Here is a 16,695-nt window from a genome sequence, read left to right as displayed (position 1 = left end):
TAAATCAAATTATTATCAGCAGGTTACCGAATGACAGTGAATGGGGGTGTGTTACCGTATCGATGGGAGAGGCTGAGGCCGGGTAACATCCGGCGATCCACCGGATTGCGTCGCTGCGCCGCTGCTGGTTACTTGCGCTGCGGGCGAGCGCACCGATAATGTGCGTCATGATGTTACTTTCGAGCCGCGATCCAAGGCGGTGAATTCACTCGGCTCCGACGACGAGCGGCGACTAATTGCCTCGTCGATCGTGTCGGACGCGATCAAACGAAGATAGCTCACCGGCTGGGTTTGACCGATGCGGTGATTGCGGTCTTGGCTCTGAGCATAGTGATCGAAGCCCACGACATCGACTCGTAGATGGTGAAGCTCGCCGCGGTGAGCGTAAATCCTGTGCCGGCGGCCGCCGCGTTCGCGATGAGTATCCGCGTATTGGGATCATTTTGGAATCGCGCCGCGATATCCTGACGCTCGCCAGTCTCAACGCCTCCGTAAATTGCGACCACGCCATGGCTCGCAAACCGAGCCAATAGCAGCTCAATGTTCCGGACATAGTTGGACCACAAAATGATCTTGCGGCCTGGCACCGAAAGAATGTCGCCCACCAAGCCATCAAGCACGTCGAACTTGGCTGGTGTCCGAGCAAGATCGGGGAGGAGGAGCGAAGGATTGCTCGCAAGCTGGCTGAGGCGGGTGAATTGAGCAAGCGCCGTGGATGCGAAAGCACGATAGCGTTCACCCGACATGTCGCGAATGTCGCACACCATCTGTTCGCGCATTTCATCGTAGAGGCTCCGCTGCCAGTCGGGGAGCTCGACGACAATGTCGGTGAAGGTCTTTTCGGGAAGGTCGAGGCATTCCTCCTTGGTGCGGCGAAGCACCAGGCGATCGAGAGCGGACTTTGCGAATCCCGCAGTCGGGTCGCCTTCGACGCGGGCAAGGAAAGATTCGAGCGAGCCCAAAGCATGTTCGCCCGGCGCAATGATTTCGATCTGCGTATAGAGGTCGGCGGGAGTGTTAGTGACTGGCGTACCCGACAGCAGCCAACGATCAACGCAGCGGGGGGACATGTGGCGCATCGAAGTCGAGGTCAGCGGGTCCCAATTCTTCGCGGCATGCGATTCATCGAGCACAAGCACGGTACGAAGCGCGTCGACACAAGCAAGGATCGCGGTCACTTCCGCATCCCCCAAGCGGACCCGTCGGATGGTCCGGAGGCCTCAGATAGTGACGGCATTGCCTTCATTCCAACTGCGATGGCGTAACCAAGCGCGACCGTCTAAATCGCTGGCAATTTGCTGCGCGGACCACGAACATTCTTATTCCAAGGCCCAAATCAGTCGATAAGCACCTGCCATCTCAATGGGATTGCGGAACAAAAATTATCCGATTTTGTTCCAATTTTGTTGCACGGAACTCCCGGGGCCCATCGAAACCCAAGGAAATCTGCGGAATCCCAAGGAACGCCACGGAATCGCGTTTGCGTAGAAAAAATCCAACTAAACCATTGAAAAATGGTGCACCCGACTGGATTCGAACCAGTGGCCCCCAGATTAGGAATCTGATGCTCTATCCTGCTGAGCTACGGGTGCGCCGCCGCTCGTGTAGCGGCGGAGCGCGCGGAGCGTCAATCGGCTTGGGTCAATTGGCCGCCTCGGGCGGCACGACCGGCACAAGCAAGGGCATCGCGGCGATCCCGTCGTCGCGCAGCGCCTGCGCTTCGTCGGGCGAGGCCTGGCCGTGGATCAGATCCCCGGCCGCCCGCCCTTCGTGCATCGCACGCGCGGCGTTGGCAAAATCGCGGCCGACCCAGCGCGATTGCGGCAGCATTTGCGCCTGTTTCGCCGCGATGTCGGCCAGCAGCTTGCGCACCAGATCGGGCCCGGATTCGGGTTCGGTCGTCGCCGGAACGGGCGTGACCAGCGCCTGATTGGACTTCGCGCCCACCCGCGGCGCCATCACCGCCTTCTTCACCGCGCTATCGCCACAGACCGGACAGGCGATGAGCCCGTGCGCCTGCTGATCGGCAAAGCTGTCGCTGCTCGCGAACCAGGCCTCGAACCGGTGGTCGCCGGCGGCACAGCAAAGATCGAACACGATCACGCGTCAGGCGGCGCCGATCAGCGCGTCGAGTTCGCCCTTCGCATCGAGCGCGGCGAGGTCGTCGCTGCCGCCGACATGCTTTCCGTCGATGAAGACCTGCGGCACCGTGCGGCGACCGTTCGCGCGTTCGACCATCGCCTCGAACCCGGCGCGGTCCATCGTCACGTCGATTTCCCGGAAATCGGCACCCTTGCCGCCCAGCAGCATCTTTGCGCGCGTGCAATAGGGGCAGAAGGCCTTCGTATAAACTTCGATCTGGGCCATGCGGCTATCCTGTCATCCTTTCGCTCTGCATATCGGAATCCAACGAGGCAAAGTCAAATTTGTTGCCCCCGGCCGCGTCGGGAACGACACGCGCCCACGTCAGCGCCGACACCCGCACCGCGCCGCTCCGCCGCAAGGCCCGCGCCGCAGCGCGTAGCGTCGCCCCGCTCGCATGAACGTCATCGACCAGCACGAGATGCCTTCCCTTCGCGCGCGCCTTTGCGTCGGGCGCCAGCGCAAAGGCGCCCGCGACGACGCGTTCGCGCTCCTTGCGCCCCTTGCCGCGCAGCGATGCGGTCGATTTGACGCGCAGGAGCATATGATGATCGCGCGGGGCGCCCGTCAGCCGCTCAAGTTCGTCGGCAAGCAGCGCGGCCTGGTTGAATCCGCGCGACCACAGCCGCCAGCGGTGCAAAGGCACCGGGACGAGCAGGATCGCATCCAAATCGCCCAGCGCGACGAGCCGGCGCGCCATCAATCGTGCTATCAACCGCGCATGCCCCGTCCGCCGCCCATATTTGAGCCGCAGCGCTACCGTGCGGGCGACCGGACCATAAGCGAGCGCCGCCGGCGCGCCCTCGAACGGCGGCGGTTCGGCAAGGCACGCCCCGCACGCCAACGCTTCGCCGGGCGCCGCGGTGGGCAGCGGGGTCGAACAATGCGCGCATCCCGGCCCGTCCAGGAAGTCGAGCGACGACCAGCAGGAAATGCAGAATTGGCGGTCGTCACCGACGATGACGCCGCACCCCGGGCAACGCGGCGGCAGCGCGTAATCGACGATCGCGCGCGTCGCGGCGCGCAAGCCGCGAAGCCATGCCCCGACCGGCGCGTCGCTTTTTCCGGCATCCCCCGTCGCCCTTGCCATCAACGGGTTGTGAAGCATCGCCGGCGGCGGCACAAGCGGCGCATGTCGCAATCCCCCCGCCCGCTTTTTTCGCCCTCCCGCCACCGCGCCCAGCGCGACCGTATGGCCCGCCTGCCTGGGGCGGCCAATTTCCTCGCGCCGATCATCGCCGAAACATTGCTCGACCGCCTGACGATGGTGACGCGCGAATTCCCGCGGACCCTGCTCGTCGGCGCGCACGATGCTGCGCTGATCGACTATCTCCGCGCCACCGGCACCGATCTCACGATCATCGAGGCGGCTCCGCGGCTCGCGGGCCGGACCGCGGCGATCGCGGTCGAGGCCGACGCGGTCGACCTGCCCTTCGGCAGCTTCGATCTGATCCTCTGGCCGGGCGGCCTCGACAGCGTCAACGACGTGCCGGGCGCACTTTTGCGCCTCCGCGCGCTGCTCGCGCCCGACGGGCTGTTGCTGGGGGCCTTTGTCGGCGACGGCAGCTTGCCGCGACTGCGCCGCGCGGTGATGACCGAAGGCGTCCGATCGATCGCGCGGCTGCATCCACAGATCGACCTTGCCGCGATGGGCAATCTGCTCCAGCGCGTCGGCTTCGCGCTTCCCGTCGTCGATGTCGAGGCGCTGACCGTGCGCTATGGCGACTGGTTCGCGCTCGCGCGCGACCTGCGCGCCACCGGCCTGTCGAGCCGCCTCGACCCCGCACCGCCCCCGCTGACCCGCGAGGAGGCGGCGCGGATCGCCGCGGCATTCGCCGCGCAAGCCGACCCCGACGGCCGCATCGGCGAAACCTTCCGGATCGTCCATTTCAGCGGCTGGGCGCCGCATCCCGATCAGCCGCAGCCGGCGCGGCGCGGCAGCGGCACCGCCTCGCTCGCCGACGCGCTGAAACCGAAGGACTAGATCAGCGCCTCGAGCAAGCCGATCAGCGGCTTGTCGGCGGGCGGCATGGCGAGCCCGTGCAGTTCGACCGGGCGCACCCAGCGGAGCGCGCTCGCGTGCTGCGCGACCGGTGTTCCGCGCCATTTTCGGCAAACGTAAAGTAGCAGCAGCAGATGCCTGTCGCCCAGCATGTCGCTCGCGAAGCAGGCTGGGGCAAGGCAGGCATGATCGACATCGATCGCGAGCTCCTCGGCCAGTTCGCGGATCAATGCCTGCTCGGGCGTCTCGCCGGGCTCGAGCTTGCCGCCCGGAAATTCCCACAGGCCCGCCATCGCCAGACCTTCGGGGCGCTGCTGGACGAGCAGCCGCCCGTCGCGGTCGATCAGCGCCGCGGCGACGACGACCAGCGATGTTTTTGGCGGTTTTCCGGGAGTAAGCGCCGACAAATTGTTAACCTTCCTGTGCGAATGTTGGACCCCTCGGGAACTATATTTCAGTCAGGGGTGGAACAATGCGAAACTTTTACAGGCTGATGCGGTCGACCAGGGCCGCCACAGCCGTCGAATATGGGCTGATCCTGGCCCTTATCTTTCTGGCGGCTGTCGTTGCGGTCAGCAATGTCGCCAATTCTACCGGCAATATGTGGGGCAAGGTTTCGACGGCCGCCGACACGAACATGTAGCCCCGCTACTGTGTCGTTTCGGGCCGATATTCCGCGCCTTTCGCCAGATGCCATTAAGATTTTCAAAACCTATTCGCCCTAAACCGCAGATGTTGACCCAGACCAGACCGTCAACAGGGTAAGTGAAATCAGGAGACCAGTCATGAAGTTCATCAAGAAGTTCGTCCGCGACACCAAAGCCGCCACCGCCATCGAATATGGCCTGATCGCGGCCCTCATCGCCGTCGCTGGCATCTCGGCCATGGGCCTCGTCGGCAACAGCGTCAGCAACACCTTCAACTCGGTTGCGTCGAACCTCGACTAATCGCGTTGGTTCGCGGGCTTTCAGCGCGCGACAAAATCGGAAAGGGCGGTGGGTTATCCCACCGCCCTTTTTCGTAGGCGACCGGCGTTACCGGTTCGCGTAGACCACGATCTTCACCTTCTGCCCCGGCGTCAGCCGGCTCGACGCGGTCAGGCGGTTGAGCACCTGAAAGCGTTCGGTCTGATATTTGCTGAACGCCATCCGCCGGGAGAGGCTGGCGACGGTGTCGCCGCGTCCGACGGTGACGACATCGACGCGCCGTGGCCGGATCGCCGCCGCCTCGGCCGTGCTCAGCCGCCGCACGCTACTGAACATCGAATTGAACACGCTGCCGCGGCCCGCCTGCGTCAGTGTGACGAAGTGGAACGCACTGCTCCGCGAAAATTCATAGGCGAAGACGGTGACGTCGACCTGCCCCGACTGGCTGTTGACACGCGCCGTCGACCAGGAGGCCGGAATGCCGTTCACGGTCGTCCGCTGGATCGTGCCCGGGCTGACTGATGTATCGCCCGCAACCGCGCGGAAACCCGCAGCAATATAGGCGTTCATGTCGCCATTATACGGCCCGGTCGAAAATTGCGCCTGCCCGCCGTTGCCGCTGATCGACACCGCGTCGGTGCCATTCTGCATCCCGTAACCGTTCGGCACCGTGAAACGCAGCCGGAGGTCGGGATGCAGGAAATCGCGGCCCTCGACGACGCCCTGTGCCGGATCGTCGCCATAGAGGACGCCATCAACCGACGCGAGAAATGCGTCAGCGTTGCGATTGCCGCCACGGCCGCCGACGCGGCTCGCCAACGTCTGTGCGTTGCGGACGCGCGAGGCCGGGTCGGGGTGGGTGCTCGCCCATTCGGGGAGCGAGCGCGCATCGCCGCCCGACAGGCGCGCGTCGAGGTTCGTCTGGTTCGCAAGGCTCGCGAGCATCGTCGACAGCGCGAGCGGGTCATATCCCGCGCTGTGCAGATATTGGACCCCCAGTTGGTCGGCCTGCAATTCCTGGCTGCGCGAAAAGCCGAGCGTCGCGAGCTGCGCGACCTTCATCGCGTTATTCTGGAGCAGTCCGCCCAGCCCGCCGAGCAGGCCGCCATTGTCGCCGATCGCACCGCCGAGTACCGCGCCGAGCACGCCGAGGATGGTATTGCGGGTCGCCGCCGACTGGCGTTTCTTGCTGTGCTGCGCCGCGACATGCCCGACCTCGTGCCCGAGCACGCCCGCAAGCTCGGCTTCGTCGTTCATCAGCGCCATCAACTGGCGGGTGACATAGATATAGCCGCCGGGGATCGCGAAGGCGTTGTTTACCGGCGAATTGAGCAGCGTGACCGTGAAGTCGCTGGGCGACCGCGACAGGCCCGATTGCACCGCAATATTTTGTCCGACGCGGTTCACATAGGCGGCCTGCGGCCCACTGTATGCGCCGCCGAATTCCTGGAGCAATTGCGGATGCGCCTCGTCGCCCTGCTTGCGCTCGGCGGGCGAGATGTTGGTCTGCGTCTGGATCGCCCTCAGCTGCGCATCGGCCGCGCCGGTCAGCGCGACCCCGCCCATCACGAGTGCTGCCGCCAGTGTCCTTCCCGTCTTCCAGCTCATCGAAATGCCTCCCGTTTGTGTCTTGCCGAGCGATATCTCCGCCACGCGGCAAGGCAAGCCGCGCCATCGTCCGCGGCTCGTCTATTTCCGAAAATGGAACGCCACGACCCGCGATCGGGTTCCGGCGAAGACCCCGCTAAGCGCGCCCCATGGCGAGGAATTTTTCCTCGCGCGCGGCCAGCAGCGTGTCGCGCGGCAGTCCCGCCAGCGCCCCCAGTTCCTGTTCGATCGCATCGCCCAGCGACGCGATCGCGACTTCGGGCGCACGGTGCGCGCCGCCGACGGGTTCGGGAACGATCCGGTCGATGACCTTCAGGCCGAGCAGGTCCTGCGCCGACATCTTCATCGCTGCGGCGGCGTCCGCCGCCTTGTCCGACGTGCGCCACAGGATCGAGGCGCAGCCTTCGGGCGAGATCACCGAATAGACCGCATGTTCGAACATCAGCACGCGGTTCGCCGCGGCCAGCGCGATGGCGCCGCCCGATCCGCCTTCGCCGACGACCGCCGCGACCATCGGCACGCCCAGCGCGAGGCATTGCTCGGTCGACCGGGCGATCGCTTCGGCCTGTCCGCGCTCCTCCGCCTGAATACCGGGAAAGGCGCCCGACGTGTCGACGAGCGTCACCACCGGCAGTCCGAAGCGGTCGGCGAGCTGCATCAGGCGGATCGCCTTGCGATAGCCCTCGGGCTTCGCCATGCCGAAATTATGTTTCATGCGCGACGGGATATCGTCGCCCTTTTCATGTCCGATCACCATCACCCGGCGCCCGCGGAAGCGCGCGAGACCCCCGAGGATCGCCTGATCGTCGCCGAAATTGCGGTCGCCCGCAAGCGGCATCCAGTCGTCGAACAGACCCGCGACATAATGTTTGAAGTGCGGGCGGTCGGGGTGGCGCGCGACCTGCGTCTTTTGCCACGGCGTCAGCTTGGCATAGAGTTCGCGCAACAGTTTCGAGGACTTGTCCTCCAGCCGCGCGATGTCATTGTCCATGTTGAGCGACGGATCGTCACCCATTTCGCGCAGTTCGGCAATCTGCCGATCGAGCGCGGCGACCTGTTTTTCGAAGTCCAGAAAGGCTGTCATGCGGAGTCGCTAGGACGAAGGCTCCGCAAGGTCAACGCCATCCATGCGGGCAAGCGGATGCCGTTTGTTGACCAGTTCGACCAGGCGGCGGCTATCGACATGCGTGTAAATCTCTGTCGTCGCGATATCGGCGTGGCCGAGCATCAATTGCAGCGCGCGCAGATCGGCACCGCCCTCGAGCAGATGCGTCGCAAAGGCGTGGCGCAGCACATGCGGACTGATCACCGCCGGGTCGATCCCGGCGCGCGCCGCCAGTTCGCGCAGCATCTGGAACAGCCGCACGCGCGAGACATGCGCCTTGCCCGACGGAAAGAGCCAGGGCGATCCGTCGGTCAGCAAGGGCAGCCAGCGATCGAATGCCTCGCGCGCGCGCTCGGACAGGGGCACCAGCCGCTCCTTGCCGCCCTTGCCGCGGACGATCAGATATTCGCGCTCGCCGGCAACGGCGCGGCGCGGCAGCGACACGAGTTCGCTCGCACGCAGGCCCGAACCATAAAGCAATTCGAGCAGCAGCAGCATTCGCACGGCGTTGGCAGGCGGCGCTTCGCCCCCGGCTTCCTCACCCGCCTGTTCGAACAATCGTTCGACGTCCGAATGCGTCAGGATCCGCGGCAGCGGCCGGCGCGTCGCAGGGCGCGCGATGTCGAGGGCCGGATTGTCCGCCCGCTCGCCCTCGTCGAGCAGGAACGCGAAGAACTGCCTTAACGCCGACAATTTGCGCGCCGCGCTGCTCGCCGCAAGCGATTGATAATCGGCCATCAATTTGCGCAAAGCCGGCACATCGGCGTCGCCGAGCGGACCTTTGACCCACTCCGCCGCCTGTTCGAGGTCGCGGCGATAGGCGGCAAGCGTGTTGCGCGCGGCCCCACGCTCGGCCGCCATCATTTCGAGAAAGCGCTCGATGAGAGCGCCGTCAGACACGCACCAGCGCTTCGGCGGCGATCATCCGCGCTTCCGACGACAGGCCGACTTCACGAAGGGCGCGGACGATATAATAGAGATGATAAGGCGGCACTTTCGACCATTCGCCCTGCATTCCCGCGGCCGCGAGCAGCGCCACCATGCCCGGTTCGCGCCGCTCGGCCGCCGTCATGATCGCCCGCGACCAGCGCGTCTGCTTGCCCAGATCGACATCCAGATCGCCCGCCGCCGACGCTGCGGCATTCGCATCGAGCCGCCCGAGACCGGCAAGCCCCGCGAGCAGGAATTTCGAGCGCAGCGTGTTCGCGCTGTCGTCATCGTCCGAAAATCCCTCGACCGCGCTCGCGCTCATGCCGGTAAGCGCGCGCGGCGATCCGACCGCGAGCACGCCCCACGCCCGGCTGCCGACCGATACGGCCGGAACCCAGGCAAGCGCATTCGCGTCATAGCCGCCCGCGAGCATCGATCCCAAAAGCCGCCACGGATCGCCGCCGGTATCGGTGCCGGGCGAAAGGGCGGCCGCCGCGCGCGCGGTCGCGACCATCGCGGCATAGCCTTGTGCCGTATTGCCGCCCGCGCCCCAAAGCTGCTCCATCGCCGCATAACGCTCGGCGCCGGTCGGGAGGCGAAAGGCTCCGCGAAGCTGGTCGGTCTGCGCCGCGAGCGCTTCGGCGGGCTCTTCCTCGCTGGCCGCCGCGCTCAGCAGCGACACATAGGCGTCGCTCGACAGCACGCCGCGCGCCGCAGCTTCGGGCGCCGCGGCGATACGGTCCGGCATGTCGGTCATCGGCGCGAGCACCGTCCAGCCCTTCATATAATAGGGCGCCGACGTCCGCAGCGCTTCGGGAACCTCGATCGCGGTCGCGGTCGACATGCCGAAACGCCAGCTCGTCATCCGGTCGATATTGTCCCATTCGATCGTCGTCGAACGTCGTCCGGCGCCGGTCGCACCGAGCACGCGTTCGGCGAGCAATATGTCGAAGTTCGAGATCCTGCCGCTCGACCGCACGCGGCTGATCGCCCAGCCCGCCGGCCCGGCCTCACCCGACAGGCCCGAGCAGATCGCCGACGCAAGGCGCCACGCCTGCTCGTCGCCATGCGCAAGCCCTGCGGGCACATAGGGGCACATCCCCGCCGGATCGGCGTTGGCGAGATAGACCTGCTGCGCCGCGGCGACGAGGCGAGGGCTCGCGCGGTCATAGTCGACCGACTGGACGATCCGGCGTGCGGTGATCGATTCGCCCATGCGCAGCAGCAGCGACGCGCGCTCGGCCGCCAGGTCGGCGCCGTTGATGGTATCCGGCGTGTCGATCGCGGACGCGAGCGCGCGGCGGAGCAAAATCTGGCCCCAGCGCGACGCGAACTGGCCGTTCGTCTTGCGCATGATCGCCGCGGCATATTGGCCGCGAATGCCGAAGGCGTCGGGGGCGAGCCCCCCGGTTTCCGGCGTGAGCGGCCCGATGCGCGTGAGCAGGCGGCGCGCTCCCGGCGGCAGGTCATATTTCAGCCCGCCCGATTCGACATCTTCCGCTTGCTCGCCCTCTTCGTCCGCTGCGCCGATGGTGGCGCTATCGAGCGTCGGGGCAACGGTTGGCGGCGCAACACCGTTGGCCGGCGCCGAACCGGGCGCGGGCGTCGCTGTGGGCGACGGGGACGGCGTCGGCGACGATTTCGGGGTGGGCGTGTCGGCGGGGTTGCCGAACCCTTCGGGCAGCAGCGATTCCTGCGCGATCACGGGCAGCACCAATATGGCCGCGAGCGCGGTGGCCGACAGGCCCAGCGTCAGCGACAGCGCCTTCTTCTTCATCGCGTCGCGCCTTCGGCAAACTTGTCGGTCACATTCACCTCAATCATTCCGGGCCGATCGGCGATGACGCCGCAACGCGGCCTTTTCCCGATCCGGCCCCGGCGTGCAATATCCAATGACCGCCGTTCGTCCCATATCGCGCAAAACCATTGTTCCGCGCCGAACGGGCGGTATAGCCGCGCGCACCATGTCGCGAAACCCGAAAAGCCCTTCGCCAGCCATAGCCGCGTCGATCCGCGACCGGTCGATCGTGCTCGTCGGGCTGATGGGCTCGGGAAAGTCGACCGTCGGCCGCCGCCTCGCGCAGCGCCTCGGCATGCGTTTCGCCGACGCCGACGACGAGATCGAGCGCGCCGCCGGAATGACGATCTCCGACATTTTCGCGCGCTTCGGCGAAGCGCATTTCCGCGACGGCGAGCGCCGTGTGATCGCGCGCCTGCTCGGCGGAAAACCAATGGTTCTCGCCACCGGCGGCGGGGCCTTCATCAATGAAGAGACCCGCGACCTGATCCTGCGCGACAGCCTCTGCATCTGGCTCGACGCCGACATCCCGACGCTCGTCGAACGCGTCGGACGCCGCAGCCACCGCCCGCTTTTGAAAGACCGCGACCCCGGCACGGTGCTGCGCGAACTGGCGGCGGTCCGCAATCCCATCTATGCCGAGGCGCATCTGCGCATCAGCTCGGCGAGCACGCCGCACGACCATACGGTGCGCGCGATCCTGGAGGCCCTGTCAAAGTGGGAAGATCCGCAATGGAAAAGCTGACGGTAGAGCTGGGCGCTCGCAGCTATCCGATCCTGATCGGCGACGGGCTGATCCGCGAGATCGGCGAACATGTCGCGCCGATACTGAAGCGTCCGCGCACGATGATCGTCACCGACAGCCATGTCGCCGACCATTATCTGATCCCGCTCGGCACTTCGCTGGCGATGGCGAACATCTCCTTCTCCTCCTTCGTGCTCGACCCCGGCGAGGGTACCAAGAGCTGGGCCGGCCTCGCGCGCCTCACCGAATGGCTGATCGGCGAAGGCGTGGAACGCGGCGACCATGTCATCGCCCTGGGGGGAGGCGTGATCGGCGACCTTGTCGGTTTCGCATGCAGCATCGTCAAGCGCGGCTGCAACTTCGTCCAGGTCCCGACGACCCTGCTCGCGCAGGTCGACAGCAGCGTCGGCGGCAAGACCGCGATCAACGTGCCCGCGGGTAAGAATCTGATCGGCGCCTTTCATCAGCCCGCGATGGTCGTGATCGACCCGACGACGCTCGAAACGCTGCCGCGCCGCGAGCTCGGCGCCGGCTATGCCGAGGTCGTCAAATATGGGCTGATCGACGACGCCGGTTTTTTCGCCTGGTGCGAAGCGAATGGCGCGGCCTTGCTCGCGGGCGACAGCGCGGCACGGCATAAGGCAATTGCCCACAGCGTTTCGGCCAAGGCGCGGATCGTCGCCGCCGACGAGCGCGAGACGCAGGATATTCGCGCGCTGCTCAACCTCGGGCACAGCTTCGGCCACGCGCTCGAGGCCGAAACGGGCTATTCGGACCGACTGCTCCATGGCGAGGCGGTCGCGGCGGGCATGGTGCTCGCGCATCAATTCTCGGCCGCGAACGGCCTGTGTGCGCCGGAGGATGCCGACCGCGTGCGCGATCACCTCGCGAGCGTCGATCTGCCGCACAGCCTTGCGAGCGCGGGGGTGAACACGGGCGGCGGCGAACTCGCCGCGCATATGGCACACGACAAGAAGGTGCGCGGCGGCAAGCTGCCGCTGATCCTGACGCGCGGCATCGGGCAAAGCTTCGTCACCGACGAATATGGCCTCGATGCGGTGGCGGCGTTCCTCGACGGACAGCGCGCCGCATAGCAGCGTCGGCGGGCCCCTAGCTCTCGCTCGTGAGCCCCATCGCCTCATTCTCTTCGCGCGCGATCTTCGCCGCGAGCCTTTTGCGCCGGAACTTTTCGAGCACGCTGTCGGCTTCGCGCCCGCCCCCCGGCTTGAAGCGATGGTCCATCCCCGCCGACAGGTCGCCCTCGTCGAGTTGCGCCCGGAGCCGCGTTTCGTCGAGATGGCGCAACGTCGCCTCGACATCGTCCATCTCGCTCGGGTCGACGTCGAGATAGCGCAGTGCCGTCAGCCCCATCGCGACCGAGCTTTCGAAGACTTCGCGCACGACCGTATCGACCCCCGCGCCGTCGACCGCGAGCAGTTGGCGGCGATCGAACACGCGCATCAATATCTTCGCGTTCGGAAAGGCTTCGACGATCGGCTTCAGCGCCGCCGCATCGACCGAGGCATCGTCGATACAGAAGATGATCAGCCGCGCTTCTTCGGCGCCCGCGCGGCGGAGCAGGTCGACGCGTAGCCCGTCGCCGAAATAAACCTTGGTGTCGAAGCGGCTCGACAGCTCGATCTGGCTCGGTTTCTTGTCGATCAGCGTGACCGAGCAGGCGACGCCGTGCAGCATCTGCGACACGATCTGGCCGAAGCGGCCATAGCCGACGACGATCGCCGATCCGCGCGGCGCCCCTTCGGGATCGTCGAGATCGGATTCGTCGGCTCCGGGTGCGAACTCCAGGTTGCGCGCGAACAGCATAAGGAACGGCGTCGTCACCATCGACAGCGTCACGACGGCGCTGAACAGGCTCGCGGCCTCGGGTTCGATGAGCAGCGCGTCGGACGCCTGCGCGAAGAGCAGGAAACCGAACTCGCCGCCCTGGCTGAGCAACAGGCCGAGGCCTAGCGCCGCCTGCCAGCTCTTGCCGAATGCCTTTACGATCAGCGTCAGCACGACGACCTTCACCGCGACCAGCCCGAGCGCCAGCGAAAGGACGAGCAACGGACGTTCCATCACCGCGCCGACGTCGAGCACCATGCCGACCGCGAGGAAGAAGAGGCCGAGCAGGATCAGACGGAAAGGCTCGACGTCCGACTCGATTTCGTGCCGATAGGGCGAATCGGCCAGCATCACGCCTGCGATGAACGCGCCGAGCGCGGTCGACAGATGCAGGCTGTGCATCAAGGCGGCGCTCGCAAGGATGGTCAGCAGCCCGACGACGACGAACAACTCGCGCTCGCCATAGCGGCCGACGATGCGAAGCAGCGGATTGACGATGAAGCGCCCCGCCAGCACCAGCACGATGATCGCCCACAAGGTGAAGAAGGCCATCTGCCACCCCGGCGGCGCCGAGGGATCGGCGGGTGCGCGCGACAGCACGGCGACGATGGTGATCATCGGGACGATCGCCAGATCCTGGAACAGCAGGATCGAAAAGGCCTTTTCGCCGAAGGGCGAATTGATCCGCCCCGAGCTTTTGAGCCCCGGCAGCACCTGCGCCGTCGAGGACAGCGCGAGCGGCAGGCCGAGCGCGAGCGAGGCGGCCGGGCTGAAGCCGAGGGTCAGATAGATGAGGCCGGTCAGTATAAGTCCCGTGACCGCGACCTGCATCATGCCGAGACCGAAGATCGCGCGGCGCATGTCCCAGAGCCGGCGCGGCGACAGTTCGAGCCCGACGAGGAAGAGCAGGAAGGCGATGCCGAGTTCGGCAAAGGCCAGCTTCGATTCGCCGCCACCGACGAGCCCGAGCCCGTGCGGCCCGACGACCGCGCCCGCGATCAGATAGCCGAGTACCGCGCCGAGGCCGAGCCGGCGGAAGATCAGCACGAACAAGGTCGCGACGCCGAGCAGGATCGCGCCTTCGATCAGCGCCGTGTCGGTCGCGGCTTCGGCGACCTTCTCAGCGGCTTCCGACGTCGCCGCGGTGAGGGCGAGCCAGTTCATGCCGCTGCCGCCCGATCCTCGAGCGCCGCGATCGCGGCGTCGAAGGGCAGCAGGATCGCGCCGTGGCGCGCGGGATAGTCGCGCGCGGGGGCGAGCAGGTCGAATCCCGGCCAGTCGGGCCGATCGCCCTCGCCCGCGAACCAGCCGGCGATGCCGTCGCGCGCCGCGCGGATTTCGGCGAGCCCCAGCCCCGGCGCATGGCGCGCGAGCAACGCCGCCGACGCCTGCCCCAGCGCACAGGCTTCGACGTGCAGCCCAACGCGCGCGACGCGCCCCGCATCGTCGGTGTCGAGGTCGAGGATGATCGCGCTGCCGCACAGCGGTGCGCGCTTGCTCGCGCGGTGCTGCGCATCGGCGATCGGCAGATAGTCGGCGGTCGCGACCGCGAGCGCCAATATGTCGCGATTGTAAAGCGGCGCGCTCATGATGCGTCGTCCTGCGCAGCTTCAGCTTCCGCCTCGCGCGCCTCGGCACGCCGCTCGGCGATCACCTTGCTCATCGCGCCACTCGTCGCGTTGAGCGCGGGATAGGTGCGGCTTTCGGTCATCCACGCGGGGCGCTGCGCATTGCCATAGCCGATACCATAGAGCAGCGTTACGATCATGAAGGCGATCGAGGCGATCAACAGGCCCTTCACCGCGCCGAAGCCCGCGCCGAGCCCACGGTCGAACCCGCCGACGAGCGACGCGCGGCTGCGCTGCCCCATCGCGCGCGATCCCCATTTGGCCAGTACGAAAACGCCGCCAAAGAGCAGCACGAACGCCAGCATCGCCGCGCCGCCCTCGGTCCCGACCCAGCCCGCGAGCAGGTCGGTGACGAGCGGGTGAAAAAAGCGCACCGCCGCGATCGCCAGGACCCACGCGAGCAGCGTGGTCACCTCCTGCACCAGGCCGCGCGAAAAACCGAGCACCGCGCCGCCGCCGACGAGCGTCAGCACGATGATATCCAGAGCCGTCAGACTTCCCATTTGCCGGTCGCTAGTCGCGCCCGAGCATCAGGTCAACGAGTTCGCCGAGCCGTCCGAAACCCGTGACCGAAATCCCGCCGACGCCCTTCATTCCCGTGGGGCCCCAGCCGCGCGAAAAACCGAGCTTGGCCGCTTCGCGCAGACGCAGCCCGTCGTGCGCAACCTGCCGCACCTCGCCCGACAGCGACAGTTCGCCGAACACGATCGCATCGGCGGGCACCGGCCGCTCGCTGAACGCCGAGATCAGCGCCGCCGCGACGGCAAGATCGGCGGCGGGATCGGTCAGCCGATAGCCACCCGCGATGTTGAGATAAACTTCCGCCGCGCCCATCTGCAGCCCGCAACGCGCCTCCAGCACCGCGAGCACCATCGCGAGCCGCCCGCTGTCCCAGCCCACGACGGCACGGCGCGGCGTCGCGCCGCTCGCGAGCCGCACCGTCAGCGCCTGCACCTCGACCAGCACCGGGCGTGTGCCCTCGAGCGCCGGGAACACCACCGACCCGGGCACGTCGCGGCTGCGATCGGTCAGGAACAGGCTCGACGGATTGGCGACCTCGCCCAACCCTTCCTCGCCCATCGCGAAGACGCCGATCTCGTCCGTGCCGCCAAAGCGGTTCTTGACCGCGCGAAGGATGCGATATTGGTGGCTGCGCTCGCCCTCGAACGCCAGCACCGTATCGACCATATGTTCGAGCACGCGCGGTCCCGCGATCGTCCCGTCCTTCGTGACATGGCCGACGAGCACGATCGCGGCGTCGCTGTCCTTGGCATAGCGGATCAGTTCCTGCGCCGACGCGCGGACCTGGCTCACCGTCCCCGGCGCGCTGTCGATCAGGTCGCTGTGCATCGTCTGGATCGAATCGATCACCACGAAATCGGCCTCGCGCCCGTCGAGCGTCGCCAGGATATCGCGCACCGACGTCGCGCTCGCCAGCGCGACCGGCGCATTGCCGAGCCCCAGCCGCTGCGCGCGCAGCCGCACCTGCGCCGCCGCTTCCTCGCCGCTGATATAGACGACCGACTTGCCCGCCTTGGCGAGCCGTCCCGCCGCCTGCAGCAGCAAGGTCGACTTGCCGATCCCCGGATCGCCGCCGATCAAGGTCGCCGAACCCGCGACGAAGCCGCCACCAAGCGCGCGGTCGAACTCGGCGATCCCGCACAGCATCCGCTCGGGCATCTTGCTGTCGGCATCGAGCGTTTCGAGCGTCAGCGTCCGCCCGCCGCGGCTCAGATCATGTTTCGCCGAAAACACCGTCTCGGCGGCTTCCTCGACGAGCGTGTTCCACTCGCCGCAATCGGCGCACTGCCCCTGCCAGCGATAGGTGGCGGAGCCGCAATTCTGGCAGACATATTGACGTTTCGCTTTGGCCATGCGGTTCGCATAATCGGAACAAAGATGGAACGCCAGTCCTTTCCCACCCTCGTCATTGCGAGGAGCGAAGCGACGCGGCAATCTCCAGCCA

Annotated in this window: 18 protein-coding genes and 1 tRNA gene; 5 read left to right on the top strand and 14 right to left on the bottom strand. The window is 66.6% G+C overall.

Going from position 1 to position 16,695, the window contains the following annotated elements; all coding sequences use genetic code 11:
* Positions 1–278: 278 nt before the first annotated feature.
* The 5 genes from VSX79_RS01815 to VSX79_RS01795 form a co-directional block, all read right to left on the bottom strand.
* Positions 279–1,178 carry a DEAD/DEAH box helicase gene (locus tag VSX79_RS01815; protein WP_326914243.1) on the bottom strand — a complete coding sequence of 300 codons (900 nt, stop codon included), beginning with the start codon at positions 1,176–1,178 and terminating at the stop codon, positions 279–281.
* A gap of 337 nt (positions 1,179–1,515) precedes the next feature.
* Positions 1,516–1,592, bottom strand: a tRNA-Arg gene (locus tag VSX79_RS01810).
* Between the two features lie 49 nt (positions 1,593–1,641).
* Positions 1,642–2,103, bottom strand: a complete 462-nt coding sequence (locus VSX79_RS01805; protein ID WP_326914242.1) for a DUF1178 family protein — start codon at positions 2,101–2,103, stop codon at positions 1,642–1,644.
* Between the two features lie 3 nt (positions 2,104–2,106).
* A complete protein-coding gene (gene grxC / locus VSX79_RS01800) occupies positions 2,107–2,367 on the bottom strand; it encodes a glutaredoxin 3 (RefSeq protein WP_037554187.1) in 261 nt (86 codons plus the stop codon).
* 4 nt (positions 2,368–2,371) lie between these two features.
* On the bottom strand, positions 2,372–3,169 hold the full coding sequence (locus VSX79_RS01795) for a ComF family protein (RefSeq protein WP_326914241.1): 798 nt from the start codon (positions 3,167–3,169) through the stop codon (positions 2,372–2,374).
* 165 nt (positions 3,170–3,334) lie between these two features.
* Here VSX79_RS01795 and VSX79_RS01790 point away from each other — a divergent pair, with 165 nt between their 5' ends.
* A complete protein-coding gene (locus VSX79_RS01790) occupies positions 3,335–4,126 on the top strand; it encodes a methyltransferase domain-containing protein (protein ID WP_257018288.1) in 792 nt (263 codons plus the stop codon).
* Here VSX79_RS01790 and VSX79_RS01785 read toward each other — a convergent pair.
* On the bottom strand, positions 4,123–4,551 hold the full coding sequence (locus tag VSX79_RS01785; RefSeq protein WP_179498825.1) for a (deoxy)nucleoside triphosphate pyrophosphohydrolase: 429 nt from the start codon (positions 4,549–4,551) through the stop codon (positions 4,123–4,125). The two genes, VSX79_RS01790 and VSX79_RS01785, sit on opposite strands and share 4 nt — an antisense overlap.
* 65 nt (positions 4,552–4,616) lie before the next feature.
* Between VSX79_RS01785 and VSX79_RS01780 the strand changes: the two genes are divergently transcribed.
* Both VSX79_RS01780 and VSX79_RS01775 read left to right on the top strand, forming a co-directional pair.
* On the top strand, positions 4,617–4,787 hold the full coding sequence (locus VSX79_RS01780; RefSeq protein WP_179498823.1) for a Flp family type IVb pilin: 171 nt from the start codon (positions 4,617–4,619) through the stop codon (positions 4,785–4,787).
* Positions 4,788–4,929: 142 nt separating this feature from the next.
* Positions 4,930–5,091: a Flp family type IVb pilin gene (locus VSX79_RS01775; protein ID WP_037554190.1), complete on the top strand. Its 162-nt coding sequence runs from the start codon at positions 4,930–4,932 to the stop codon at positions 5,089–5,091.
* 87 nt (positions 5,092–5,178) lie between these two features.
* Here VSX79_RS01775 and VSX79_RS01770 read toward each other — a convergent pair whose 3' ends face one another.
* The 4 genes from VSX79_RS01770 to VSX79_RS01755 all read right to left on the bottom strand — a co-directional run bounded on the left by VSX79_RS01770 (position 5,179) and on the right by VSX79_RS01755 (position 10,490).
* Positions 5,179–6,678: a M48 family metalloprotease gene (locus tag VSX79_RS01770; RefSeq protein WP_407697240.1), complete on the bottom strand. Its 1,500-nt coding sequence runs from the start codon at positions 6,676–6,678 to the stop codon at positions 5,179–5,181.
* A gap of 136 nt (positions 6,679–6,814) precedes the next feature.
* Positions 6,815–7,762: an acetyl-CoA carboxylase carboxyltransferase subunit alpha gene (locus VSX79_RS01765; protein WP_326914240.1), complete on the bottom strand. Its 948-nt coding sequence runs from the start codon at positions 7,760–7,762 to the stop codon at positions 6,815–6,817.
* A gap of 9 nt (positions 7,763–7,771) precedes the next feature.
* Positions 7,772–8,647 (bottom strand): tyrosine recombinase, encoded by an 876-nt coding sequence (locus VSX79_RS01760; protein WP_326915206.1) that lies wholly within the window; start codon positions 8,645–8,647, stop codon positions 7,772–7,774.
* Between the two features lie 28 nt (positions 8,648–8,675).
* Positions 8,676–10,490 (bottom strand): hypothetical protein, encoded by a 1,815-nt coding sequence (locus tag VSX79_RS01755; protein ID WP_326914239.1) that lies wholly within the window; start codon positions 10,488–10,490, stop codon positions 8,676–8,678.
* A gap of 187 nt (positions 10,491–10,677) precedes the next feature.
* Between VSX79_RS01755 and VSX79_RS01750 the strand changes: the two genes are divergently transcribed.
* Both VSX79_RS01750 and aroB read left to right on the top strand, forming a co-directional pair.
* Positions 10,678–11,256, top strand: coding sequence for a shikimate kinase (locus VSX79_RS01750; protein WP_326914238.1), 579 nt, complete (start codon positions 10,678–10,680; stop codon positions 11,254–11,256).
* The gene (aroB, locus tag VSX79_RS01745) at positions 11,244–12,350 is read left to right on the top strand and encodes a 3-dehydroquinate synthase (RefSeq protein ID WP_179498804.1); all 1,107 of its coding nucleotides are present in this window, start codon (positions 11,244–11,246) and stop codon (positions 12,348–12,350) included. Before VSX79_RS01750 ends, aroB begins: the two co-directional genes overlap by 13 nt.
* A gap of 16 nt (positions 12,351–12,366) precedes the next feature.
* On the opposite strand, the gene VSX79_RS01740 is transcribed toward aroB, so the two are convergent.
* Genes VSX79_RS01740 through radA form a run of 4 tightly spaced genes read right to left on the bottom strand, consistent with a single transcriptional unit; the run spans position 12,367 to position 16,604 of the window.
* Complete coding sequence (locus tag VSX79_RS01740; RefSeq protein ID WP_326914237.1) at positions 12,367–14,265, bottom strand: cation:proton antiporter domain-containing protein; 1,899 nt, start codon at positions 14,263–14,265, stop codon at positions 12,367–12,369.
* Complete coding sequence (locus tag VSX79_RS01735) at positions 14,262–14,690, bottom strand: iron-sulfur cluster assembly scaffold protein (protein ID WP_326914236.1); 429 nt, start codon at positions 14,688–14,690, stop codon at positions 14,262–14,264. The genes VSX79_RS01740 and VSX79_RS01735 overlap by 4 nt, the downstream gene beginning before the upstream one ends.
* On the bottom strand, positions 14,687–15,232 hold the full coding sequence (locus VSX79_RS01730; RefSeq protein ID WP_326914235.1) for a CvpA family protein: 546 nt from the start codon (positions 15,230–15,232) through the stop codon (positions 14,687–14,689). The genes VSX79_RS01735 and VSX79_RS01730 overlap by 4 nt, the downstream gene beginning before the upstream one ends.
* 10 nt (positions 15,233–15,242) lie before the next feature.
* A complete protein-coding gene (radA, locus tag VSX79_RS01725; protein ID WP_179498796.1) occupies positions 15,243–16,604 on the bottom strand; it encodes a DNA repair protein RadA in 1,362 nt (453 codons plus the stop codon).
* Positions 16,605–16,695: the final 91 nt, after the last annotated feature.

The sequence above is a fragment of the Sphingopyxis chilensis genome, from assembly GCF_035930445.1.
GTDB lineage: Bacteria > Pseudomonadota > Alphaproteobacteria > Sphingomonadales > Sphingomonadaceae > Sphingopyxis > Sphingopyxis chilensis.
Note: the sequence above shows the minus strand (reverse complement) of the source record. Positions and strands in the feature narration are given on the sequence as shown.